At 43.1% G+C, this 23,766-nt stretch carries 27 protein-coding genes, 1 tRNA gene and 1 pseudogene; 25 read left to right on the top strand and 4 right to left on the bottom strand.

The features are described 5' to 3' along the window. Window positions 1–2: 2 nt before the first annotated feature. The 21 genes and pseudogenes from PMI05_RS02690 to PMI05_RS29730 all read left to right on the top strand — a co-directional run bounded on the left by PMI05_RS02690 (window position 3) and on the right by PMI05_RS29730 (window position 14,212). Window positions 3–464, top strand: coding sequence for a hypothetical protein (locus tag PMI05_RS02690; protein WP_007716867.1), 462 nt, complete (start codon window positions 3–5; stop codon window positions 462–464). 47 nt (window positions 465–511) lie between these two features. Continuing rightward, complete coding sequence (locus tag PMI05_RS02685) at window positions 512–763, top strand: hypothetical protein (protein WP_007716866.1); 252 nt, start codon at window positions 512–514, stop codon at window positions 761–763. A gap of 55 nt (window positions 764–818) precedes the next feature. Then, window positions 819–1,334 carry a hypothetical protein gene (locus tag PMI05_RS02680; protein ID WP_007716865.1) on the top strand — a complete coding sequence of 172 codons (516 nt, stop codon included), beginning with the start codon at window positions 819–821 and terminating at the stop codon, window positions 1,332–1,334. A gap of 11 nt (window positions 1,335–1,345) precedes the next feature. Beyond that, window positions 1,346–1,795 carry a phBC6A51 family helix-turn-helix protein gene (locus PMI05_RS02675; RefSeq protein WP_007716863.1) on the top strand — a complete coding sequence of 150 codons (450 nt, stop codon included), beginning with the start codon at window positions 1,346–1,348 and terminating at the stop codon, window positions 1,793–1,795. Between the two features lies 1 nt (window position 1,796). Beyond that, window positions 1,797–2,147 carry a hypothetical protein gene (locus PMI05_RS02670; RefSeq protein ID WP_007716861.1) on the top strand — a complete coding sequence of 117 codons (351 nt, stop codon included), beginning with the start codon at window positions 1,797–1,799 and terminating at the stop codon, window positions 2,145–2,147. Continuing rightward, entirely contained in the window at window positions 2,137–3,861 is a 1,725-nt protein-coding gene (locus PMI05_RS02665) for a hypothetical protein (RefSeq protein WP_007716859.1), read from the top strand. The genes PMI05_RS02670 and PMI05_RS02665 overlap by 11 nt, the downstream gene beginning before the upstream one ends. Window positions 3,862–3,940: 79 nt before the next feature. Continuing rightward, window positions 3,941–4,228 carry a hypothetical protein gene (locus PMI05_RS02660; protein WP_007716851.1) on the top strand — a complete coding sequence of 96 codons (288 nt, stop codon included), beginning with the start codon at window positions 3,941–3,943 and terminating at the stop codon, window positions 4,226–4,228. Window positions 4,229–4,295: 67 nt separating this feature from the next. Next, the gene (locus tag PMI05_RS02655) at window positions 4,296–5,153 is read left to right on the top strand and encodes a serine protease (protein ID WP_007716848.1); all 858 of its coding nucleotides are present in this window, start codon (window positions 4,296–4,298) and stop codon (window positions 5,151–5,153) included. Window positions 5,154–5,258: 105 nt separating this feature from the next. Continuing rightward, the gene (locus PMI05_RS02650; RefSeq protein ID WP_007716847.1) at window positions 5,259–5,588 is read left to right on the top strand and encodes a hypothetical protein; all 330 of its coding nucleotides are present in this window, start codon (window positions 5,259–5,261) and stop codon (window positions 5,586–5,588) included. Window positions 5,589–5,732: 144 nt separating this feature from the next. Next, a tRNA-OTHER gene (locus PMI05_RS30620) sits at window positions 5,733–5,808 on the top strand. A gap of 315 nt (window positions 5,809–6,123) precedes the next feature. Then, a complete protein-coding gene (locus PMI05_RS29545; protein WP_007716844.1) occupies window positions 6,124–6,564 on the top strand; it encodes a hypothetical protein in 441 nt (146 codons plus the stop codon). Window positions 6,565–6,662: 98 nt separating this feature from the next. After that, window positions 6,663–7,067 (top strand): ankyrin repeat domain-containing protein, encoded by a 405-nt coding sequence (locus tag PMI05_RS02640; RefSeq protein WP_007716842.1) that lies wholly within the window; start codon window positions 6,663–6,665, stop codon window positions 7,065–7,067. Between the two features lie 792 nt (window positions 7,068–7,859). Continuing rightward, complete coding sequence (locus PMI05_RS02630) at window positions 7,860–8,336, top strand: hypothetical protein (RefSeq protein ID WP_007716840.1); 477 nt, start codon at window positions 7,860–7,862, stop codon at window positions 8,334–8,336. A 358-nt stretch (window positions 8,337–8,694) separates the two neighbouring features. Beyond that, on the top strand, window positions 8,695–8,922 hold the full coding sequence (locus PMI05_RS02625) for a hypothetical protein (RefSeq protein WP_157230833.1): 228 nt from the start codon (window positions 8,695–8,697) through the stop codon (window positions 8,920–8,922). A 407-nt stretch (window positions 8,923–9,329) separates the two neighbouring features. After that, window positions 9,330–9,827 carry a YfbM family protein gene (locus PMI05_RS02615; protein WP_007716836.1) on the top strand — a complete coding sequence of 166 codons (498 nt, stop codon included), beginning with the start codon at window positions 9,330–9,332 and terminating at the stop codon, window positions 9,825–9,827. A 295-nt stretch (window positions 9,828–10,122) separates the two neighbouring features. Continuing rightward, window positions 10,123–10,458, top strand: coding sequence for a hypothetical protein (locus PMI05_RS02610; protein ID WP_007716835.1), 336 nt, complete (start codon window positions 10,123–10,125; stop codon window positions 10,456–10,458). A gap of 561 nt (window positions 10,459–11,019) precedes the next feature. Then, window positions 11,020–11,439 (top strand): annotated as a pseudogene (locus tag PMI05_RS30945) (DUF4280 domain-containing protein); the annotation flags it as partial. Between the two features lie 833 nt (window positions 11,440–12,272). Next, window positions 12,273–12,569 (top strand): hypothetical protein, encoded by a 297-nt coding sequence (locus PMI05_RS02600; protein ID WP_157230831.1) that lies wholly within the window; start codon window positions 12,273–12,275, stop codon window positions 12,567–12,569. A gap of 333 nt (window positions 12,570–12,902) precedes the next feature. Further along, entirely contained in the window at window positions 12,903–13,559 is a 657-nt protein-coding gene (locus PMI05_RS02595; protein WP_007716832.1) for a hypothetical protein, read from the top strand. After that, window positions 13,552–14,088, top strand: coding sequence for an accessory gene regulator ArgB-like protein (locus PMI05_RS02590; protein ID WP_007716825.1), 537 nt, complete (start codon window positions 13,552–13,554; stop codon window positions 14,086–14,088). Before PMI05_RS02595 ends, PMI05_RS02590 begins: the two co-directional genes overlap by 8 nt. Beyond that, window positions 14,078–14,212, top strand: a complete 135-nt coding sequence (locus PMI05_RS29730) for a cyclic lactone autoinducer peptide (RefSeq protein ID WP_007716823.1) — start codon at window positions 14,078–14,080, stop codon at window positions 14,210–14,212. The genes PMI05_RS02590 and PMI05_RS29730 overlap by 11 nt, the downstream gene beginning before the upstream one ends. Before the next feature lie 326 nt (window positions 14,213–14,538). Here PMI05_RS29730 and PMI05_RS02585 read toward each other — a convergent pair whose 3' ends face one another. The 4 genes from PMI05_RS02585 to loaP all read right to left on the bottom strand — a co-directional run bounded on the left by PMI05_RS02585 (window position 14,539) and on the right by loaP (window position 17,577). Continuing rightward, window positions 14,539–14,949 (bottom strand): hypothetical protein, encoded by a 411-nt coding sequence (locus PMI05_RS02585; RefSeq protein ID WP_007716819.1) that lies wholly within the window; start codon window positions 14,947–14,949, stop codon window positions 14,539–14,541. 172 nt (window positions 14,950–15,121) lie between these two features. Beyond that, complete coding sequence (locus PMI05_RS02580) at window positions 15,122–15,940, bottom strand: lipase family protein (RefSeq protein ID WP_007716817.1); 819 nt, start codon at window positions 15,938–15,940, stop codon at window positions 15,122–15,124. 38 nt (window positions 15,941–15,978) lie between these two features. Continuing rightward, window positions 15,979–16,809, bottom strand: a complete 831-nt coding sequence (locus PMI05_RS02575) for a lipase family protein (RefSeq protein WP_007716815.1) — start codon at window positions 16,807–16,809, stop codon at window positions 15,979–15,981. 234 nt (window positions 16,810–17,043) lie between these two features. Continuing rightward, window positions 17,044–17,577: an antiterminator LoaP gene (gene loaP / locus PMI05_RS02570; RefSeq protein ID WP_007716807.1), complete on the bottom strand. Its 534-nt coding sequence runs from the start codon at window positions 17,575–17,577 to the stop codon at window positions 17,044–17,046. Window positions 17,578–17,862: 285 nt separating this feature from the next. Between loaP and PMI05_RS02565 the strand changes: the two genes are divergently transcribed. The 4 genes from PMI05_RS02565 (at window position 17,863) to PMI05_RS02550 (ending at window position 23,754) form a co-directional block, all read left to right on the top strand. After that, complete coding sequence (locus PMI05_RS02565; protein ID WP_007716805.1) at window positions 17,863–18,711, top strand: 4'-phosphopantetheinyl transferase superfamily protein; 849 nt, start codon at window positions 17,863–17,865, stop codon at window positions 18,709–18,711. An 83-nt stretch (window positions 18,712–18,794) separates the two neighbouring features. Continuing rightward, the gene (gene fabD, locus PMI05_RS02560; RefSeq protein ID WP_007716804.1) at window positions 18,795–22,097 is read left to right on the top strand and encodes an ACP S-malonyltransferase; all 3,303 of its coding nucleotides are present in this window, start codon (window positions 18,795–18,797) and stop codon (window positions 22,095–22,097) included. Window positions 22,098–22,135: 38 nt separating this feature from the next. Next, a complete protein-coding gene (locus PMI05_RS02555) occupies window positions 22,136–22,930 on the top strand; it encodes an alpha/beta hydrolase (protein ID WP_007716803.1) in 795 nt (264 codons plus the stop codon). Window positions 22,931–22,938: 8 nt separating this feature from the next. Further along, window positions 22,939–23,754 carry a methyltransferase domain-containing protein gene (locus PMI05_RS02550; protein WP_007716802.1) on the top strand — a complete coding sequence of 272 codons (816 nt, stop codon included), beginning with the start codon at window positions 22,939–22,941 and terminating at the stop codon, window positions 23,752–23,754. Window positions 23,755–23,766: the final 12 nt, after the last annotated feature.

Genomic DNA, 23,766 nt, shown 5'->3' with positions numbered 1-23,766 from the left:
ATATGACATTAGCAATCAGCGCCCGAAAACTTGAGGAAATGAAGCTGCAATCCCGCGGGAATCCAAAGAAGATGGCAGAGTATAAAGTAGCAAAACATGAGTACGATCAGATGTGTCAGCGTTTGTTTGATGGCGAAACTTACCCAAACGTAGGGAGTCCTGCTGCTGATTACGTCCAACGTCTTGAGGAAGAGGCATTATCTGGGGAATCCGATTCCGTCCTGAGATACGAAATCATTAAAGAACGTAGGGAGATGGTTGACTACTCTGCTTCCGGCCAGGAAATGCGGGACATCCGTTTGACTAGCCATGATCTCCGCGGAAAGCTCGCCAATGGCGAAAAGTTGACGGCTGCGGACGTTCGTGCGGCAAACACTCTTTCGAGGAAAAACAGCTCGATCGATAACATGGTCCTCTATAGCACGGTCAAGCGCACATTCGAGCACCAACAAGAAAGCGAGTAGTCGTTGTAGAAATTCGGCGTCATTTCGTTAATTAAGGAGGAGAAAGAATGAGAGTGATGACAGTTGATCAGAAAACCGTGATTGATAACGACACAGTCGTAGTAGATTTAGCCGCCGGAGTTGATCTTGCGACCGTTTCTGTTAGCAATGAGAGGCTGCAGTTAGCTAACCTATCAGCAATATACGATAAAGCATTGAAGACAAAGAAACCAGAAGACGCGGCAAGGTACGTAAAGATGAAGCAACGCTACCTCGACCATTGTCGCAATCGCGATGAACTCGGAAATAGATACGAATGACGCAGAGCGCTGTCCTAACGGATGGCGTTTTTAATTCTTATACAGGAGGAGAGAAATGGACGACCTTAAGGCACGATTAGAGCAACTACGGGAGCGTACGAGAAATGCACGGAGGGAACGGGGACTGCCGGATGATCCGCCAGAGCCGTTTATTGACCTGCCTTTATCGTATGTCCTTTTGGATGAGTTGGAGAAATTTTATAAGATCACGGCTCAGTATGCGGCCGTTCTTGTCAGTGGCGGCATGGTTCCGGTTGATACGTCTAAGTTCGAACAGTATGCGGAGGTTGCGGGCTTACTCCGTGGCTCCAAGTCGCGCAGCTTAAGTTCGATAGGATACAGTACCCTTCACATTATTACAACGATGGAGCAGCTAAATATGGGCAACTGCGACGATTTATCGTTGGCAATCCGCGTATTAAACCTCCGACTTAGAAGCTACCACAGGAAAGACCTCGAAGATGAGTCGTGTCGTGACAGTGCTAAACAACTCAAAGATGATCGCGTGGCGCTCGATCGCGCGCTTCTTTCAGCGCGCGAGCATTACGAAACCATAAAACATTTGTACTAGGAGTGGTGAGAATGTCAAAAAGGGATTACTACAAGGCAAAACTGACTCCACAGCAACAGAGGGCAGCGGAATTGTTGATTGACAACGAGTTCGGGCTACTTTCCGAGGATGGTAAAAAACTCCCAATGGAAAAAATCGCCGATATGTGCGGGATATCTAGGACAACACTATATGAATTCAAGAAGATCCCAAATTTTATCGGCTATAAGAATTACCTGTCCGACGACCTCCTCGAAACACACCGCGAACAGATTTACAAGGCGTTGCTTGATTTAGCATTAGGTCGCGTCGGAAACAAGGTTCCAAGTGTAAAGGCACTTGATTTATATCTCCGTCGTTTCGGCCTTCTTACAGATCGCGTGGAGCACGTAGACAATACATCTTCGTTCACACCGAAGTCTCCTGATGAAATTCAAGCAGAGATTCTAAAATTCAGTCGAATGGTGAACGGGGAGGAATAGGATGCATGATGTTAAGCTAATCGAAGAAGGATGCGCGGAAATGGACGGGCTTGTTTCGGTGATAGGCGGCGAAATCGCGTTCAATCCGGCCGATTACAAAAAGCTACGCGGATTGGCGGCTACTTTGAAGCGCCAGGATGACGAGACTCTCGCGCTTTATGGACGAAAACTATACGAGTGGTATCGACAGGTCGAAAAGTTCGCGGAGCTCCGCAAACGCTACCCGCTACACGCGCGCCCGGTGCGAAAGACACTCGACGCAGCGATGAAGGCGGCGGAAACGTTGGAACGGTTGCATGAGCGCATAGAGATGAATGTCTACCGAAAGGCAGGCGAATTGTATGGCGTATGATCTAGTCGCGCGCCTCCGATTAGACGACCGATTAAGCTCACCGTTAACGCGCGTTCTCGCAAACATGACACGTACGAACGATATGTTCCGACGTACAGCGAACTCGGCGGACATGTACGAGCGGGCTACGGGTAGAGCGAGCCGGTCGACCCGAGAACTTATGGGCGCAGCGGACAGCGCAACAAGGACGATGGCGACATATCGGGATTCCTCCGGCAGACTACGCAATGAGCTCGGCAGATTCGCGTCATCGAATAGGAACGTGGGTAATTCGTTCGATGGGATCGCTAGCGGCGCTTCAAGAGCGAAAAGCTCAGTTCTCGGACTTACCGCAGCTTTCGGCGGACTCGCAGTAGGTTACGGAATGTTCCGCGGAGCCGAGTCCTTCCTTGAGTCGTCAATTGGCGGCGCGGCAAATTACGAGTTGGCTACGGTACAAATTAGCGCCATGTTTAACGATGACAAGAAGGCAAAAGAGTATATGGATCGTATGGCGGAATTGTCGGCTATGTCTCCAATTCTGAACGAGCAGCAGGTATACGACAACAGCAAGTCGTTCCTGGCGCTGACTAAGGATCAGAAAACGCTAGAGTCGGTATGGAAAGTAACGGAGAAGCTGAATGCCATGGATCCGATGCAGGGACTCGAAGGTGCCGTACTAGCTATTCGCGAGTTAGCAGGCGGGGACTCACAAAGTCTTGTGGAACGGTTTGAGCTTCCGCGAAAACTTGTGAACCAGTGGAAGGACTTGCCGATTGAAAAGCAAGCGAAAGCCATGAACGACTACCTTGACTCGATCGGTTTTAATCAGAAGTTCCTAGAAAAGACCGGGCAGACAGCCATCAAACAGTGGGATCGTACGCAAGAGCTCGTCCGTAAAGGAATGCGACTAATCGGTGAGGATACGCTGACAAAGCTCAAGCCCGCCCTCGTCGATATCAATAATTTCCTAGCCTCTCCGCGATTCGATGCGTTCGTCAATACGGCCGGAACCGCAATGTCCGGACTGTTTGACGGATTGATCGCAGGGGCTCGGAGCGCATGGAACTACGTTGATTCCCGGTTCCTATCGAATCCTGCATTCGCCAACCTGCCGGACATTTCCGCAAAGGTTTCGTTCATAATCAACGACCTGACGAAATCATTTACGGACTGGTATGATCAGACGGGGAGTGCGCAGCTCGAATTAGCGACCGGACGAATGACGAAGACCATTATGGACGGACTGGAACTCGCCGCGCCAGAAATCGGAAAGTCAGCGCTAAAAATCGGTAGCAGGATCGCGATATCGATGACATCCGGATACCTAGACGAGATGAAAAACAGCACGTTAGGGCAAACGCTCATGTACGGGCTGCCAGCGCTCAAGTCTGTCTCCGGAACGAAGGACTTATACGATGAGGTATCGAAGTGGCTCGCGCCGGAAGAAACGAAGCCGATGATTATCGGACCGCCTGCTCCCGTTAAGGCCCCGAAGATTGACGAAGAGGCGTACCATGGCATTGACTACGTAGCACGTGACAATCTCGTTACGAAGCTTCATAAAGGCGAACGAGTTTTAACTGCGCAGGAAAATAGTGCATATTCTGGCGGCGGTTCCGGTGGTGGCGCACCAGTCGTGAACATCTCGATGAACGGCGTCACTATACGCGAAGAGGCGGACATTGAGCGTATTGCGCATAGCCTGGCGCGTCAGATCGTAGCACTTGCGTAGAATGACGAAAGCCCATTGGAAGCGATATATAGCGGGCATTCCGCGGGCTTAATGAAAATAAATGGAGGGGATCGATAGTATGAATGACAATCTGAAAACGAAACTTGGATCACGTAAGTTTTGGGCGTTCGCTGCCAGTGTTGCGATGAGTGCTCTCGTTCTGTTCGGAACGGATGCGGACACGATAACGAAGGTGGTTGCGCTGGTCGGAGCGATTGGATCGTGTGTAGTGTACATGTTTGCAGAAGCAAGCGTCGATGCTGCGCGAGAAAAACGTGATCATAAAATATCTCAAAGGAATCCGGTGATTCAAACAAAGGATGGTATCGATTATCACGACCTTGTGCTTCGTAAACCAAATATCTAGATTTGGCAGGATTTGTTGAAAATTGGAAGAAGTAGTTCTACAGAAGCTATTGAATAGGAGGAAAGTCATGTCTGTAGAACGCGCTCTATCCGAAAAATTGATGTTCACAACTGTGAGAATAGAAAGTATTTTTGAAGATGGCAGTTCAGCCACTGGAACAGGGTTTTATTTCAATTATCTTAATGTAGATAACAGCCATGTTCCAGCTATTGTGACAAATAAGCATGTTGTGGAGGGAGCTTGTCGAGGAAGGATACCTTTTACGCTCCAAGGCGAAGACGGTCAACCGAAAATCGGGAAGTTCATTAACTATGACTTTAATGATTTTAGGTCTCTGTGGATTGACCATCCTGACCCAGATGTAGACTTATGTATTTTCCCTATTGGTCCAGTAATTCGTTATTTTCAAGACATTCAACAGCCTATCGCATACCTTGGCCTTCATAAAGAGTTAGTTGCAACCCCTGAAATAATGAATGAGTTTACGTCTCTTGAGGAAGTCTTGATGATCGGATATCCAAACGGTATTTGGGATTACGTAAACAACTTGCCTATTTTCCGAAAAGGCATTACTGCAACAGACCCGAAAGTCGACTACTGCGGGAAAAATGAGTTCATGATCGATGCGGCATGTTTTCCAGGGTCGAGTGGGTCTCCGGTGTTTTTATTTAACCAAGGGACTTTTACGACTAAAAGCGGGGAAGTTCGTTACGCTGAAGGCGGTAGGATAGCGCTCCTTGGTGTCCTTTACGCAGGCCCGCAGTTTACTGCTACAGGGGAGATAAAGGTAGTGAATATTCCCTCTCGTCAGGAGCCGGTTGTGTTCTCAAGAATTCCAAATAATTTAGGACTTGTGATTAAAGCGAGTAAGTTACTTGATTTCGAGGAAATTTTAAAACAACGGCAGTTAACTGAAACCAATTAATTTGCGCCCTGGTAGCGGAGAGAATCCGTTATTGGGGCGTTATTTTTTTGTCCCAATCATACGGAGTATACTCGGGCTATATTACGTTAAGGAGCGTGCCTGCCCGTGAACCACCGCGATTTCAACCCGTCATTCTACTTTACCGTTCCCTGGCGTGATACGTACGCGATCCAGCGTCAACTCATCGAAATAGGCGCGCCGTACGTACTTAAATCGTTGCCGACCGGCGAGATTACCGTGCTATTTCCGGATTTGCCTCCGCATTTGTACGCGCAGGTCCGGAAGATTTTCGGAGGGAACGGAATCCCTATTGATAAATTCGGAGAGTGGGGCGTGGTTCGCGAAATCGATGCGGTGAGCAAACGATTTAAACTCGTATGCGATTGGGATTCGCGGTGGATTAACGTTGAGGACCTCGTGGCGGTGATGAAGTGATTGCGGATTGTGGGTGTGAGGACTTGCAGTTTGCGGGTGCTACGCGCTATACTCATGAATAACGAAACGAGAACGATTATAATTACGCCTCGACAAACGTTGATACATAGCGCATGGACTGACGTAATGGACTAACGTAAGACTGTCCGTAAGGCTACGGAACCACTCCGGTCAATTGACAGGGTGGGGGTCGCTGGTTCGAACCCAGTCCGGATCACCATATATCGAATGTTGAAACCCTTGGTAACCAAGAGGTTTTTTTTATTTTACTTCCCTTTCATTTTCTTGATTACTACCGATACTGGGGACGGATTGGGGACGGATTACTTACATCGGGGGAAAATGGGGGTCATACAGTCTCGTTGACTACTATTATTCTGTTTTGGCAGTAAAATGTTATCGAACTGTTTATCTGCGGAATGGTCAGCAGACTGTAGGACATGTCCGTATATATTCATATATATCCATTGTTGTAGAAATACTCGCGTGGCCTAAACGTGCAGATATAACTACAAAAGTGACGCAATGTTAAGAGATGCCTACAGACATTTTCTGTGATTATCTTGGTTCTAATGATAGTCGCCTAGGACAAGTGCAGACTCGCATAGCGACAACAAATCATGAATGGGGATTGCTCCTTCGTAAGGATGCACTTGACTATTATGATGAAAGATTAAATCATTATATCGATTTAGGCTTTGTTGGAGTAGAAGCCTTGGCGCCCGCATTTGCGGATACCTTAAATCGTATACCAAAAATGAAAAGAAACAAGCTCTCTTCGTATAGTGATTTTAAGAGTGTTGTTGATGATTCGAATGTAATGGATTGGAACAATAATTATTATGGCAGATACTATTCCTATATGGATGATCAAGATGCTGCATTTAAACAAGCAAAGCCAATCTTGATTTTGGCTGAAAGTAAAGTGCAATCCTCTGACTATAGAAAAGTGTACGATGGAAATTGGTATAAATAATTGTTTGATTCGGAAACCTGTTGCTACAATGTAACAGGTTTTCTAAATAACTTGTCAAATAGTTTATGTATGAAAAAATAGCATCGAGGTGCCAGTTAATGAAAAAACGCTATATATTCTTAAGTGTATTTCTGGTTATCTTTGGAGTTTTTTTCTATCAGTTAACTAGTGGTACTGCTAAAGATGTACCTAATTTCAACAGCGTTTATGATGAGTCTTTTAATCCTCAGGAGTTAATTAAGTCTGCAAGAAGCGGCGATCTGAACAAAGTCAAGTTCCACATTGAGAAAAATATCGATCCCAATGTAACTAATAGTGACGGAAGGACTGCCCTCTTAGGTGCTGTTATTGAAAAACAATATGAAGTCGTAGATTACTTACTTCTTAATAAGGCTGACCCGAACAAGAAAGATAACTACGAACAATCACCACTCAAAACTGCAATGGAAATAAAGGATAATAAACTGATTGAGCTGCTCCAACGTAATGGGGCTAAAGAATAAACAGGCACCCATATGGGTGCTTTTTCTATTTGAAAGCAAGCTTGTAAGGTTAAAGGACGAACGCTTGACATATCTGACGCTCCAGTTATAAGAGCCAACAAAAAAGGCAATATAGAGTCTAGCGGTTTTTGCTTACTTCTAGAAACGTTAATGACTGTTCGTTGTCCCACAATTGCATTTCATCTTTAACAGCTTTTTGGTCTATCAACTAGATCAACTACATCTTTTGATACCACTTGCCAGCGTTCAGCTTTATCAAGTGAATCCTTTCCATTTGAGATTATTGTGTGGACAAATGACCCTTTTGAATTGTATGAAATACTTGTTGTAAGGAGATATAATCTCAAAGATAAATCTGGTGAGTATACTTATCCGTTTTACAGAAACAAAAAGCAGTGGGGTAGCATACTTGATTGTGATGATAGAACAGCAATTGTTAAAGGAATGATTGATAAGAAGCTGCTGTATTGGTATGAGAGCGCTAAGTCATATGAGGATGGAAAATGGTGTCAGTGTGATGGGAAGTATTATATTTACCTATAGGAGAAGGAAGAAGAGCGGATTAGACTTAAGGGAGCAGAAGAGAGTTGGCTATTTGAAAAAGGTTACATCAACTGAGTGAAATAATAGCCAAGCTAAACAAAAGAACAAATGAAAGGTTCATATTGAACTGAATAGAAGTGATCCAGTTATTCGAGGAGTTCATATAAAAATTCAGATGATTTGTAATTTTTATCCATTTAACCTATAATATGGGTATTCCTAAAATTCTCAAGAAAAGAGGGCGATAAAATGAAAAAGTTTGTAGCACTATCTTTACCTGTATTAATGATGGCAACAATTACCGTTACTCCTGCACTGGCACAAGCAGATAATTTAACAGAAAAAAGTGTGTCTAAAGTTCAAAAGAATACTGTTGAGAACAATGGGCAATATCTAAGCGTCAAAGACTTCGCAACAAAAAAGGAAAAGTCAGTTATTTCTCCTATGAGCTATAAAACATATAATTTTGGTAGCTCTGATCATATTTACTCTCCCGGCAAATTAAAGATAGAGGTTTTTCCGGGAACAAATGACGGGCCAAAAGATAACACAAACTGGATTATTGTTGAGTTATATGATGTAAATGACCCCGGTACTCATGTAGCTTATAGATCCGTTAGTGCATTTAACGATAGCACCGTAGAATTTGAATGTTATGGGTATCATTATATTTCAGTGTATAATATGAATTACAGTCAAAGCGGTAAGTTTAATGTAGTTTGGTAGATTCTCATCGACAATTGAACAAGAAAAAAATGAGAAAGAGGGAGGCTGCCCCAAAAAGTATATTTTCTATTTGAGGGCGACCTCTTCTTTTTTAGGTTGTCTTTTTTCGATTAAAGCGAACTCTGCTCCAGTGCCTAAAAACTAACTATCAGATGACAATTCATGAGAAGGTTTGTCCCGCACATGTTCAATGGAGAATTTTAAAGTGGTCATATCGAACATGTGTTTATGTGCCAGGTTAATAATTAATTGCATACAATAGACGAAACTTTCAATAACAAGGAGATAATGGTGGCTTAGTGCCACCTTATCCAAAAGAGTTTATATGCACTATGGAATTACTTTGGATGATGCCGAATTGGAGACCTTGATACGACGATTAAAAGCATGCTACGAAGAAAACGTCCAATTTCTCCAAGCTCTCATTGAAGATTTGGAGGAAAAGATTAGAGGCTCTAGGTTTGAAATGACCGCTAAAGAATATTATGAATATCAGCTCGAGAGTATGGCCGAGATGCGATACAAAGAAGATCGTATAATGGCATTGGAAGATGCTTATGAAGATCTCGGTGAAGGAAAATGGTAGATTGATAGTAAAGCACCCACCCGGTGCTTTTTCTTTTGCTCAAAACGACCGTACTCTAATTAGAGTACAGTCAGAGTTACAAACCCTTATGTATCAAGGCTTAACAACCAATTGTCGAAAGGAGTGGCAATGGTTGCAGCTTGTTCTACCGTATGTGTACCTTGAAAACTATCAAATTTTCCTGAAACATGGTAGTCTTCTCTTATGAGAAGACGATACGAAATACGCGACGATCAATGGGATCAAATTACGATGTTAAGAATATTATGATCGACTAGGAAACCGCGAAATTGGAGGAGTACATCCGTCAATATAAGCATGGGGCGAACCAACTGCCTACAACATGGAAGAAGTTTGCCGTATCCGTATATGAATAAAATGATAGAAAATAAAGGGGAAAAAACACGATGGGAATCATGGCCTGTTACTTATCATTAAACGATGCTTTAGCGGATGAAGTTGCCCAGTTAGACAATTCCCATATCGTTGGGAAGATCGAGGAGCTTATGGAAAAACAACGCTGTTCCGTGTATGAGATGGATAAATTATGGGACGGATTGCATTATCTGCTAACGGGGATCTCTGCCTCACAGCCGATTGAGGACAACCCATTAAGCGAGGCTATTGTCGGAGTCCACATACTGGATACTGAAGAATTCGTAAGCGTCATTGGCTCTGATGAGCTTTCTCGCATTTTAGAAGCTCTTCATTCTATGGATAGGACCGTCTTGCAGCAACAATACAAGCCAGCGGATTTTAGAGCGAAAAAGATTTATCCAGATATTTGGGTGGACGATGATGCTGAGGAACGTTTCGCAGAACTTATAACGGAACTCAACCAGTTAACTCATTTTTATGAACAAAGCCTTGCCCAGGGGCATGACATATTGATCAGCATTTATTAAAACCGCTTCTCATTCATCGGTGCATGGCTCCAGAAAAGCTATTGTTTCGCTCATGTTCCTTGTCAATGCCTTTTAAAAATCATTCGAGTCATCCCGAAAACAGTAGATCGGTGTAATGAGACGCTTTTCCCGGTGTATAGTAATAGCATAGAAAGTTAATCACCAGCCGCCTACGGGCGGTATTTTTGCATTTTCAGAAAGGCCTACCGAATAGTCGGAATTGAAAATACATAATCGATGAATTATAATTTTACTTAATTTACAATAAATACCACAAAAAGGGGGGTATTGATTAATGAAACGATTCACAACTATATTACATGCAGCTCTCATAACTTCTGCACTATTTAGCTTGCAGGGAGTCAGCTTGGCACAGGAAAAGAATGGTGAAGCTATGGTAGAACAGCAGGAGATCGAGCTCATCGAAATCGGCATGGCCCAAGTGATTTACTTGGAAACGTACCCGGGCTACTCGTATGCATTAAAGGAGGGAAAGCATGTCTACCTCGATTATGATAAAGGCACCTTTCAGTATAAATTGGTGGCAGGATTGTCTAGGGGAACGGATTATCTGTATCAATATGATCAGTACGGAGTTTTTCTCAAAACCATCAAAATAATTGTCAAATAAGCAGAGTGTTTCCATCAAAAGCTTTAACCGACAGCTTTTGTCTGGTGAAGAGAAAATAGGCCGATCACGGTCTATTTTTTATTTTGTTGCTTGAGACGTAAGGAACCGGAATGTTTTCGAGTATCCACTTATAAAAACATTTGTAAAAAACCTTGAGAAATCAAGGTTTTTTATGCCCTCAACCATCCTCCCTGATTACATAACCCCAAGAGGTTGCCGCTTGATTATTTTTCACCTTGATTCAACAAGTGCATCCTGAACGTCTTAGTTTCAGCTTTCTCTCGAAGTTGTCAGCAGCTTCTTTTTGCATTTTTGGCACCACATGGCAATATTCGTTTACTTTAATCCATGTTGCAGGTATATCGAGCAGGGCAGACTCAAAACCGATATGTACATAAAGGCGTATTTGTAACTTTATACCTATTGCTCGTAATAACTCTACATCCGATACCTCAAAATGTGGGCATTATTTCCTTTTTATATATAAATTGGATATCTAGCGTATCGATCACCATGAGTCTTCCATCTGTATTGAATCCTTTACAGAGAGGAGGAGACTGAATGCCCAATATTGAAGGTATCAACATCCAACAATCAAGTGCGGAACGCAAGAGCTACGTGGTTGTGGGTGCTATTTTATCTTGCAGCAGCGGAAGTAAACAGAGTCGGCTGAAAATGCCGTTCAGCCATGGTGTTTTTGTAAAAGGGAAACCGCAAATGAACATCATGGATTTTGTTCCAAATGTAAATATCATGCCCTTTGGAAAGTGCAGCAGCTTACAAAATCCCACAGTCGCTTCAGCCACGGCAGCTAACAACGGTGTACTTACGCCAATGCCGTGCATACCTCTGACAACAATGCCATGGATAGATGGGAAAGCGGACAAAATGGTCGGTGGCCATCCAGCAGTGCTAAATAAATCAACAAATATGTGTTTCTATTGTGGGCAGATCAAGATTGAAGATGACGGGCAGGATTTGGGTGGCGTGAAGATAGGAAATCAGTCGTCAACAAACAGCGGGCCGTCTGCTGCTGGTTTTGGACAAGGACCAGCTTGCGAAAAGCCGCAGGAAAAGCCTAGCATGTGGGATAATTTCGTCAAAGGAATCTCAATGCTGGGAGACGTTCCTGCTGCGATGCAAAAAGCGGCAAGTGAGCTGCCAGGGGCTTTGGAGAAAGCTGCTAATGATTTGCCGAAAGGTTTACAAAAGGCGGCAGAGGATTTGCCCAAGGGTGTTGGAGTGTTTGTGAGGGAAGGCTATATCGAGCCAATGCAAGAAGACTTGGAGACGTTGAGGGATGAAAAAATCGATCTCGCGGATGGAATTGCAATCGGTGGGATTGCCTTAGGTGTACTTACACTAGGGAGAAGTAAAAACGCAAAAAATTTAGTGGATACGGCAAGGAAAGGGAAGAAGATGCCGGGTGAAGGTATAGAACTATACCGTCGAACAGCCAACGTTGGTGAGTTTAGTCATCTGGAAGTACCTATGCAATTAAAAGAAGTTAAGCGTTTAGCAGAACAAGGAGGAATTGGATTAGATGGTGTGAAAGTAAAAATAATTAGAGATCCTGAAATGATTCGTTTACCACATGCAGGCTGGGCTAATCCTAACGGCAAAGAAATTCAACTATATCCTAACGCGTTTATAAATGAAGAACAATTAGTCAAAACCCTAGCTCATGAACGGACACATATTTTTCAAGTTAGAATTTACGGAGAAGCAAAGGATATTCCAATGTTAGATAAATTCGAGGAAGGAGCTTACGGGATAGAAAATACATTTTGGGATTACTTTAATAGAAAGGGAAGATGAAGATGGTAAATCCTCATTTCAAAAAATGGCTTCACCTTGCAGAAGCGGTCAAAGAAGCAGTTCCTGACAGTCCACTGTTAATTTGCCCTAACTGTAGTGGTCATAATATTAAGCATGAATTTATTGGAGATAATCAGAAGAGAGAGGGATATTTTTTAATCTGGTGCGATGATTGTTTAGAAGGATTGCACATTTCAAGGATTGATATTCCTAAGCAAGCAAAGGTAATACCTTTTGGTGCACCTTCAGAACTTACTTCACACATTCCAAATTTCAAAAAGGTAATTCCTTAAAACTTACCCGAAGAAACCTTGATTGGCTTCGTGCCATCATGGTTTCTTTTTTTGTGGTCTTGGAAACGTATTTTCGGAACGTCTATGGCCTTTCAGAGTCGTTTGTACGTTCAGTTCAGATTCCGGGGGATTATGGTCTCCCTAACGTCGTACAAACGCCAAGGCTATTATCTTGATAACTTGTACCCCAAGCTCTTTTTTACTTCAAAACTCATTCTTCTGTACTCAATGTGCTTGAACGCTCTAAAATGTCAAATCTGGTAAATTAAAGCAGGAATCTGTCGTTTTTAGTAGAATATAACCCTCAATAAGTAATTGAGGTGAAAAAGTTCCATGCTGTTTGTCCTATTTTCAACATTAGAATACCTCGCAATATTTGCTCTTATGACTACACTATTTAGGTTTGGTTTTTTGGTGCATATCAACCGGATTCTCTTTGTGAGTTTGGTATTAATGCTTTTCTCGTTTGGGCTACGACAATTTACGCCATATGAAGACTATGCAACCATAGCCCAAGTCGTCATAATCTTTGGGGCATTAATCTTAGTATGGAACGTTAATTGGGGACATGCTGCCTTAATGACTATTATCACATCAGGAATATACTTGGGGATTCAGATGATGGAAGTGTTCTTCCTGACCGTTATAGGAATTCTAGAGACAATTGAATCGTTAGGGGATCGAAGCATCAACACAGGGTTCATATTCCAGACAATCTCCGCATTCCTTACCTTTGCATTATGCTATGGACTTAGGAAATGTAGACTGCAATTTACATTTGTCAGAGACGGAGCGCCTTTCTTTATTCACCATAGAATCAACATGGTTATTTTGTCACTGATCATTGTAACAGGTGTATTGATAACGGTCTTGTTTAAATTAGCAAGTACATATGGAATTGCTTCCTTAGTGTGGATTTTCTTTGGAATGGCAATCGGAATCACTATACTGGCATGGCTGGCTATAAAAAGGGATGGGGAATATGATTGAAACTCTCGCTGAAAGAATAGCCATACAACTAAAGTCGATCAATCCGCATGAAACGAAGTCAGTCCCTACAATGAAGTTTGGGTTAATCCTTATCATCAACATGCTGCTCATCATTACGATTAGCCTTACCATTTCACTCATGATAGGAACATTTCAAGGAACAGTAATCACATTGGGCGGATTTCTGGTACTACGCCAATTTTCAGGAGGATTTCACTACTCATCGTCCGTCTACTGCACCATGACAAGTATAGTGGGAGCTGTATTAATCCCTCTAGTTCCCCTTCCTAATGATTTTGTCACCCCGATTATTATCATCACATTAGTCCTAGTAGCACTTTTTGCACCGCAAGAAATGGAAATGCAATCACGACTATTCAAACAAAATCAGACTTTGCTCCTCAAGACCCTCTCAATTATCATCGTCAGTTTATTATTTTTCATAGAAAGCGAGACACTGGTTAAGACCTTCTTTGTGCAATCACTTACGCTAATTCCACTGAAAGGAGGTGGAAAAGATGAAAAATAAAGCGATGATGTTCGTAGCGAAGCATGTTTCTGCAATTGCTTCATTTGTTGCGGTACTGGCGGTAACTACAGCATCCTTTGGTTTCGTGGGGAAACCTGAGATTCCAGAGGAATTAAAGAAATGAGGAGCAATAAACGACACAGACCAGTTCTCATTCGACTTAACATCGAACGGGGAAAACTGGTTGCCCCATTGCGCTTTTGTTTGTAAATCATAACTTTATAAACAGAACATCCATTTATGAATGTATTGTACTTATCGACGGCTTCTTTCACATCGTTACTAACAACCTCAACCCCTTGCTAGACAAGAGGGGTTCTTTTTTTCGCCTAGTGCATTGGCGTCAACAACGTTGATTTTCGAATTGCTAATGAATCCAAGCGGACTGTCTCTTTGGCGAGAAATCGGCTTTTGAGACAGTCCCCTTGTTTTACATACGCTTAACGCTTATTAAAACTTGGAAAGAGCGAATTTAGCTGTAAAATTCATTTTTTTCATATAGGAAGAATTCGCTCCGGCTTGAAATTGTACAGAAATATTGCCGTCTTTTTCTGCTTGGAAGACGCGGCCGTATGGTGAATTAGCTTGGTATGTACCAATTACTTGATTATCCGCATCAAAGACTGTATAAGAAATCGGGAATCCTGAATTGTTTACAAATATCGTAAGCTCTTCGCCCTTTTTAAGCGAAAAAGATTCTTTTTGCGTCACTTCGTATGAACTCAGAGAATAGTATTTTGTAACCTCTTGAATGTCTAAAGCCGTTGTTGCTGCGCTAGCTTTTGAGACTTCCAATCCTGGCAAATATACACCCGAAAGTAGTGCAATTCCTAATGCCCCTGCTAAAATGGTTTTTTTCATCAATGTGGCTCCTCCTTTTTTGCTCATCCATGAGCGAAAGTAAATATTTGGAAATTACAACCATTATAATCTCGTTGAAAATGGTTATCAATAAGTTTTTTTGTTAGATTTGTTAGAATACCTCGTACGGCGTGATAAACAGGGCATAAAAAAAGAGAGTGATTCAATTGAATCAACTTCCCCCTAAAAACGGCACACACATCCCCGTATCCGGACAAAACCCCTCATTCTCCGCACACAACCTCTCCGTAAACCCAGGCTCCTCCTGCGCCAGAAACTTAAAATAACAAACAATTTCATGATTCCTTACAGCTAAACTATTCAACTGAAAATCCAACAAATATTTCCGATCCACATGCTGATAGTACAATCCTTTCTTCGTAAACGGAGGCGGATACACCTTGGACGGCAAAGTCGGAATAATATCATGAACATTCACGATCCGAATACTGTTCTTTACAGTCTCATTAAACCGCGAAGCAAAGACAAGATTTCCGACACGAGGACTCCCATACGTATACACAAAAGGTCGCGTAAACTTCGTATTCACCGCAATATCCAAACCAGCAAGTGCGGCCAAACCTCCCCCTAAACTGTGCCCCGCAACTAATAGTCTTTTCGATCTTGAGAGCTTGCTCAACTCCCGAATCAATTCATCTCTCGCGGATTGATAAATACAAGTAAACCCGCGATGGGTCTTTCCTGCCTTTCTGACAAAACGATAGGGGACTTGAAACAAATCTTGATCAGACTCATTGTCGTTAAACGTGCGTGTTCCCCGAAAAGCAACAACGATACTGTCGGGTGACTCGGCTACAAAACCAAATATCTCCTGCTCCGGAGTCTCAACACCAGCCAATGCTCGAATAGTCGATCGCTGACAAAACCCTTTTGGCAAGACAAGTGAATCTGTTTCAAAAAGTTGATAGGCCTGATAGATCATGGCCGCAAGTAAAATCGCATCTTCGCTGTTATATATACGATCGATCATTCATGTGTCTCCCTTTCTGAGTTTCCAGGCGGTAAAAGCTAGCATTTGCCTTGAAACGGAATACACGTAGAGGTATCGGGACAAAAGCCCGGATTTTCCACACAGAGCGTTTGGACATAATCAGGGTCAAGCTGAGTGAGGCTATGAAAATAGCAGGCGATACTATCGTTGCGAGGCGTATTATTCAGTTGAAACGAGAGAGGAAACATATTTTTTACATGTTGATAATAGATACCTTCCTGGGTAAAAGGAGGCGGATACTTTTGATCGGGGAATGTAGGAAAAGAATCGTGAACATTTACAATGCGTAGACTATTTGCGACGACTTTATTGAAGCGTGAAGCGAAGTGGGGGTCACCAATACGCGGACTGCCATAGGTATAAACGATGGGTTGCCTAAAATGCGTGTTTACCGCAATATCTAAAGCTGCCAGCACAGCTAGCGCGCCGCCATAGTTGTGGCCAGTAATATACAGCTTTTTAGATGCTGAAAACTGATTTATTTTTCTGATTAACCGATCCCGTGTTGATTGATACAGGCATGTAAATCCACGTGAGGTTTTCCCTGCATCTGTAACAAAAGGATAGGGGACTTGTAGGATGTCATAGGCTGCCAAAAGGTCTGCTGGATATGCTGCGTACCCTCTGAAGGCAATGATGATTTCATCTTTTGACTCTGCCACAAAACCATACATATGTTCAGTTGGATTCTCTACGTCAGCAAAAGCCCGAATAGTAAATCGAAGCTGAAAACCTTTGGGTAAGATAAGCTCCCCCTCAAAAAATAGGAGATAAGTCTGATAGCTCATGGCTGCAAGGAAAATGGTAGCCTGACTAGTAAACATGTTGTCTTCGTCCGAGAAAACCATGTAGACAAATTCCTTTCCGAACAAGAATAGATCGAACTCTTGTCTGCTTCTCCAAAATGAATGCAGGGCAATCCTATTCGAATGATACTTACCATGAGCCTATGTTTTTACGATGGAATGCGTGCTTGTATGAAGAAAAATACTGTTTATCGGACAGGAGGGGAGGTTGCAATGAGGAACAATATAGCGACGTGGAATAAAAAGAAAAAGGGGCGCGTACGCAACGCTCCCCATTTACAAAGGTTTTGAGAGGATTTCAATTCCCACATCAATTGTTTTCTCTACTCCCATGAAGGTAAGAAATATTTTAGCCCTGTTTTTGTGCTTGTCCACTTTTTTGATAATGCCTTCCAGTCCTTTTAGGGGACCAGATTCTACGATTACCTTTGAATTCTCCAGATAGACTTTTGAATAATCGACAACCTCACTGTTCCCCATGAGTTGGAGTATCGGGGTGATTTCTTTTTCGTCAATGCTCGAATAATAAGCGCCCTCATCTTGCGAATAGTAACTACCGTTATTGACCAAACGCAAGCTTCTAGGAATTTTTTTGATTTTATGGAACATATCGTTAGTCATTTCCGTCTTAATAAGTACATATCCAGGAAAAATATTCTTCATAACATTATACACAATGCCTGACTTTTTCTCAGGAACCAATCTCTTCGGCACAACGGACATTAAAGATTTCTCATTAAAATAGAGTCTGAGGTACTTTTGAACGACTTCTTCTTTACCGGATTCTACAAAGATGGCATACCATTTCAAGATGAGCAATCCTTTCATTATGAAGTGGATTCGTAAGTATCTGGAGTGCTTACTACCTTTCCAAAAATAGGAATGATTGAGTGGATAAATTCACAAAAATTATGGTATTATACTAAATATATCCAATTCTTTCGTGTTATGCAATAAATGCGGTTGTTGTAAGATTTTGTATAAATAGAAAGAGTTAGCTACAACAGCTTCTTATCGAAAGTAAAATCTCTCAGGAAATTTAATCGATGTTTCGGCACGTTAAAGGAACGAGGGAGGTCATACGGAGAAACGGTAGTGTGTAGAACTATTTACCCACGAACCGGGGAAGCTCTGCCCTTTGGCATAGTCGTAGAACGAGAGAAGGCGGAGATTGGATTGCATGTATTTCCACAGACCTTTACGAATGAATTCGTTATCAAAGGTACAGATAGAGAGTTTCGTGTCAGTTTGTGCATGGGCTACTTTTCTGTTCCCGTAGATTTTTTAAAAATAGTAAAATTCCTGCACCCAAAAGAATTCGAGTACTATTTTCATCTGGAGTATGAGCGGAGAGTAAAGAGCTACCTGACAGGGAGATATGTCGCCAAAAAAGCCGTTTCGGTTTTGACTGGAGAAGACAGCTTAGATCGAATATGTATTGAACAGGGCATTTTTCATCACCCTGTCGTGAACTTACCGAATACAACCAATGTCCAAGTGAGTATCACCCACTGTGACGATCTTGCGGCCGCCATTGCTTTTACGGAAGAACTACCGCTGGGGATTGATATGGAGAGAATTAGCGTTGATAGAAATAAAGTTCTGGAGACGCAAATGACTTTGAAAGAGAGCAGGTTGTTGTCATGCATGCCTTATTCCTATGAAACGAATCTCACTCTTTTCTGGACAGTTAAGGAAGCGCTATCCAAAGTTCTGAAAACAGGCTTAACAACCTCTTTTCATGTCTATGAAATAAGCCAAGTGGAGGCAAGGGATGGGGTTGTTTATAGTCTATTTGAAAACTTTCCACAATACCGTACTGCATCCTTTATCCTTGGTGACTATGTGTGTTCAATCACGTACCCGAAAAAGACAGAGTGGAGTGTTGCTGTAGTAAAGGATGTATTTCAGGAGATAGAACCATCTATGACAAATCGATTTTGAATTCCCCACAAGCGGTCAATTGACCAGGCTGTGGGGAGTTTTCTTTATAAAAACCTTATATGAAAACAAGGGGTGCATCATACATGGAAAAGCCTGTTGTGTTTATGTTTTCTGGACAAGGGTCTCAGTACTATCAGATGGGGAAAGACCTTTTTGATCAGAATCCGGTATTTCGCAAATGGATGCTGAGGTTAGATGAAAAGGTACATTCCCTAATCGGGGAGTCTGTCCTTACCCAGCTATATGATGACACGAAGCGTCGAGACGACATATTTGATCGCACCCTTTATACGCATCCCGCCATTTTTATGGTGGAATACGCTCTGGCCCAGGTTCTCATGGAAAGCGGAATTAAGCCCGACTATTGTCTGGGCAGCAGTTTGGGGGAGTTTGCGGCGGCGGCTGTGTCCGGGATCATGCCCGTGGAAGAATTGCTGCAACTCGTGGTTGAACAAGCCACCCTTTACGAAACGTATTGTCAGAAAGGGAGTATGCTTGCGATTCTCCACAATCCCGATATTTATTATCAAGAGCCGCTTTTGCATCGAAATAGTGAGTTGGTAGCGGTGAATTTTCATTCGCATTTTGTCATTGCCGGGAGCAGTCATCAGCTCCAACGCATGGAGGATTATGTGAAAGGCAAGGGGATTATTTGTCAACGCCTACCCGTATCATATGCTTTTCACTCCGCTTACATCGATCCGGTTGAACCACATTATCGGGAGGTATTGAAACATAAATCGTTTGGAATTCCCCAGATTCCCTTTGTATCGTGCGTTCATGGCGAAATCATGCAGGAGCTGCCAGTTGATTATTTTTGGCAAGTGGTAAGAAAACCAATGCAGCTTCCAAAAGCTGTCCAAGAGCTGGAGAAACAGCAAAGCTACATCTATTTGGATCTGGGACCAGCAGGAAACTTGAGTAATTTTACAAAGCGAAATCTGCGGCAAGATTCACAGTCAGAATGCTACTCGATCATCACTCCTTTTAAAAAGGATGGCGAAAATGTAGAGCGCATCAAGCAGCTATTCTCAAATAAAAGTTTGAATACCAACAGAAAGGAAGGCAGAAAAATGACCACATATGTTTTTCCAGGGCAGGGCTCCCAAATTAAAGGAATGGGGGGCTCTCTTTTTGATGAGTTTCCAGAAATAACGGCCAAAGCTGATCAGATATTAGGTTATTCCATCAAAGAACTATGTCTGCATGATCCAGACAAACAATTAAGTAAAACGCAATTTACCCAGCCTGCTCTGTATGTGGTAAATGCGCTTAGCTATCTAAAAAAAGTAAAGGAAACCAGAAAAAAACCTGATTATGTAGCAGGGCACAGCTTGGGTGAGTACAACGCGCTTTTTGCATCAGGGGTGTTTGACTTTGAGACAGGGCTGCATTTGGTGAAAAAAAGAGGCGAGTTGATGAGTCTGGCCGTCGGTGGAGGGATGGCGGCTGTGATCGGGTTTACTTTGGAGCAAGTGGAACGGGTATTACATGAAAATAACTTGACCAGTATCGATATTGCCAATCACAATTCTCCTGCTCAATTTGTGATTGCAGGTCGGAAAGAAGATATAGAGCGTGCCAACCCAGTTTTTCAGGAAGCGGGCGTAAAAGTATACATACCGCTAAAGGTCAGCGGAGCATTCCATTCTCGTTACATGAGCGATGCGAAGCAACGCTTTGAGGACTATTTGAATCAGTTTTCGTTTTCCAGTATGACCATCCCTGTGATTTCCAATGTTCACGCAAGACCTTATAAACAGAGCGATGTGAAACGAAATTTAGTTGAACAAATTACACACCCAGTGAAATGGAATGACACCATTCGATATCTCCTGGCCTTGGGGGAAAACGAAATAGAAGAAGTCGGCCCTGGTACTGTGTTGACCAAATTAGTTACTACGATCCGAAATGAAGCAGAGCCGCTGATCATAGAAGTGGAAGAAGAGAAAGAAAACATGGAGCAAGAGGCAAAGCCGGTTGCTATCACCGTACAGGCAGAAGAGATATCGAATAGTATGGAGCAGCCAAAAGGAATTACCGCTTCTTCGCTAGGAAATCAGCAATTTAAACAGGACTACAAACTGAAATATCCCTATCTGGCAGGAGCGATGTACAAGGGAATTGCATCGGAAAAGCTGGTCATAAAAATGGGGAAAGCCGGGATGATGGGCTTTTTCGGAAGCGGTGGCTTACAGCTGGATAGAATCGAGCGTGCCATCCAACAGATTCAACGTGAACTACAGCAAGGAGAGCCGTATGGTATGAATTTGTTGCATCATCCAAGCGACCCGTCGATGGAAGAGAAAACCGTCGAGCTGTATCTTGCTTATCAAGTGAGGGTGATTGAAGCATCTGCGTTTATGGCGATTACCCCTGCGTTGATTATTTATCGAGCCAAGGGATTAAAGCGGGGGATGAACGGGCAAGTGGAGGCGGCAAACAAAATTTTTGCCAAGGTATCACAGCCTGAGGTAGCGGAAGCCTTTTTAAGTCCGGCACCTGAGTACCTGATAGAAAAATTGGTGCAGGAACAAAAGCTTACAAGGGAAGAAGCGAGTCTGTTACGAGAAGTTCCGATGGCGGATGAGTTAACGGTGGAGGCCGATTCTGGAGGAAATACCGATCACGGTGTAGCGTCTGCTTTGATGCCAGCGATGATCAGGCTACGAGATAACATGATGCACAAGTATGGATACCGTAAACCGATCAGAATCGGGGCTGCGGGAGGGATCGGAACTCCTGAAGCTGCTGCGGTCGCTTTCATGCTTGGGGCGGATTATATTGTTACAGGTTCGATTAACCAGTGCACAGTGGAGGCGGCGACCAGCGAGTCGGTGAAGGATTCGTTGCAGTTGGCCAATGTTCAAGACACAGAGTATGCTCCAGCCGGTGAAATGTTTGAAATGGGAGCCAAAATTCAGGTGTTGAAAAAAGGCTTATTCTTTCCAGCGAGAGCGAACAAATTGCACGACCTCTATCGTCAATACAACTCGCTTGATGAAATCGATGAGAAAACCAAGAAACAGCTCCAGGAAAAGTATTTTAAACGCAGCTTTGAAGAAGTGTATGAACAGATGAAAACTACTTGCCCGCCTCAGGAACTGAAAAGAGCGGAACGAACACCTAAATACAAGATGGCGTTACTTTTCAAATGGTATTTTAACCGTTGTTTTGACTGGGCTTTGGATGGAGCCGAGAGCTATAAAGTGGATTATCAGATTTACTGCGGTCCTGCGCTAGGTTCTTTTAATCAATGGGTGAAGGGAACGGCTATTGAAAACTGGAGAGACCGTCATGTTGATCAAATCGGTGAAATGATGATCAAGGAGACAGCCAGCCTTTTGAATCAGCGTATCTACGCCTTAACAGGTTTAAGCAAGTAAAGAAGCAATGACTCTCAAATAAGAAAGGAACGGCGAAAATGAATTTGGAACTAGTAGAATACCACCCTGAAGGCGTTTCAAGCGAAGCGCCTCTTCTTTTTGTGCATGGAGCATGTCATGGAGCATGGTGTTGGGAAAAAAACTTCCTTCCTTATTTTGCTGACAAAGGCTTTTCTTCCTATGCACTGAGCCTTCGAGGACACGGTGAAAGTGACGGCTTTGAAAACCTTCATTCCTACACACTACAAGATTACGCGGATGATGTTCTTGAAGTGATCGGGCGTCTAAAAAACAAGCCAGTGCTGATCGGACACTCCATGGGCGGAGGAATTGTACAAAAGATTTTGCACCAGCATCCAGATATAATCTCGGGTATCGTTCTCGTTGCCTCGATTCCTCCGCATGGCGGAATGCGCGATTTATTCCGATTGATGTTCAGAAATTTTAAAGAAGCTATGCAACTGTTTACATATAACGAAAAAAGAGATGCCTCATTGCTTGCCAATGTCTTTTTTTCCAAGGAGCTACCGATTGAAAAAAAGGACGAGTGGGTGAAGCTCCTGCAGCCTGAATCACTGAAAGCAAGAACCGAGATGAATGGGAAAATTATTCCAAAAACGATCAGCGGAAAAGCTCCGATGCTAGTTCTCGGCTCCAAGCAGGATCGGATGATTTCTGAGAAAACAACGCGCCGAATTGGCATAACATACGGAATCGAGCCCGTTCTGTTCCAAAATATCAGTCATGATATGATGCTTGATCCTGAATGGGAAGCCGTTGCTGGTCACATTTTGACTTTTTTGAACGAATCTATATCTGAATTGCGGAGGTAGGGAATAACATGGAAGGTTCTTATCAAATCGCAAACATTGCAACGAATGTTGAGGTAGAAATAGAACGTTTGAAATCTCAGGTGGAGTTGTTTTGGGATAAAGAGCTGAAGCATTATATCGAGTTTGGTCTGACAGATGGGATGTCGGTCATAGAGCTAGGCTCGGGGCCTGGATTCGTGATGGAAAAGGTCATGCAGGAGTTTCCAAATGGTAGAATGACGGGATTGGAGCTTGATCCTCTTCTCGTTGATTATTCCAGAAACTATTTGACACAAAAGCAATCTGATCGATTTGAGATTGTCGCGGGATCGATTATGGAAACGGGCTTACCTAGCGATTCCTATGATTTTGCCATTACGCGACTCGTATTGGAACATTTACCCGACCCAGTCGGTGCAGTTCGTGAAGTTGCGAGGTTGTTAAAACCAGGTGGCAAAGCGGTATTCATCGACAATGATTTCGAGATGCACATCATGACCACCCCGCATGTACCAGAACTGCGAGAGCTGTATGATGCCTACTGTGCGGCACGCTATGCGGAAGGCGGCAACCCGAAAATCGGTCGTGAACTGCCAACGGTCCTCAAGCAAGGCGGACTTGGAAAAATAGATTTCGAAGTCATTTGCGCTCACAGTGAGCTTCTCGGGTACGAAATGTTTCTAAAGTCGGAGGGTGTAGGCATTCCTGTGCAGTTGGTGCGTGACGGTTATTTATCCAGCAAGGCACTGGGTAAGCTATCTGTGGCATGGCGAAACATGCTGAATACGGAAGGTCATTCTATTCTCAGACAGCTATACATGGCTGCTGGTGAGAAATCGGTGTAAAAGAAAGGGGGG

This window comes from Brevibacillus sp. BC25, from assembly GCF_000282075.1.
GTDB lineage: Bacteria > Bacillota > Bacilli > Brevibacillales > Brevibacillaceae > Brevibacillus.
Note: the sequence above shows the minus strand (reverse complement) of the source record. Positions and strands in the feature narration are given on the sequence as shown.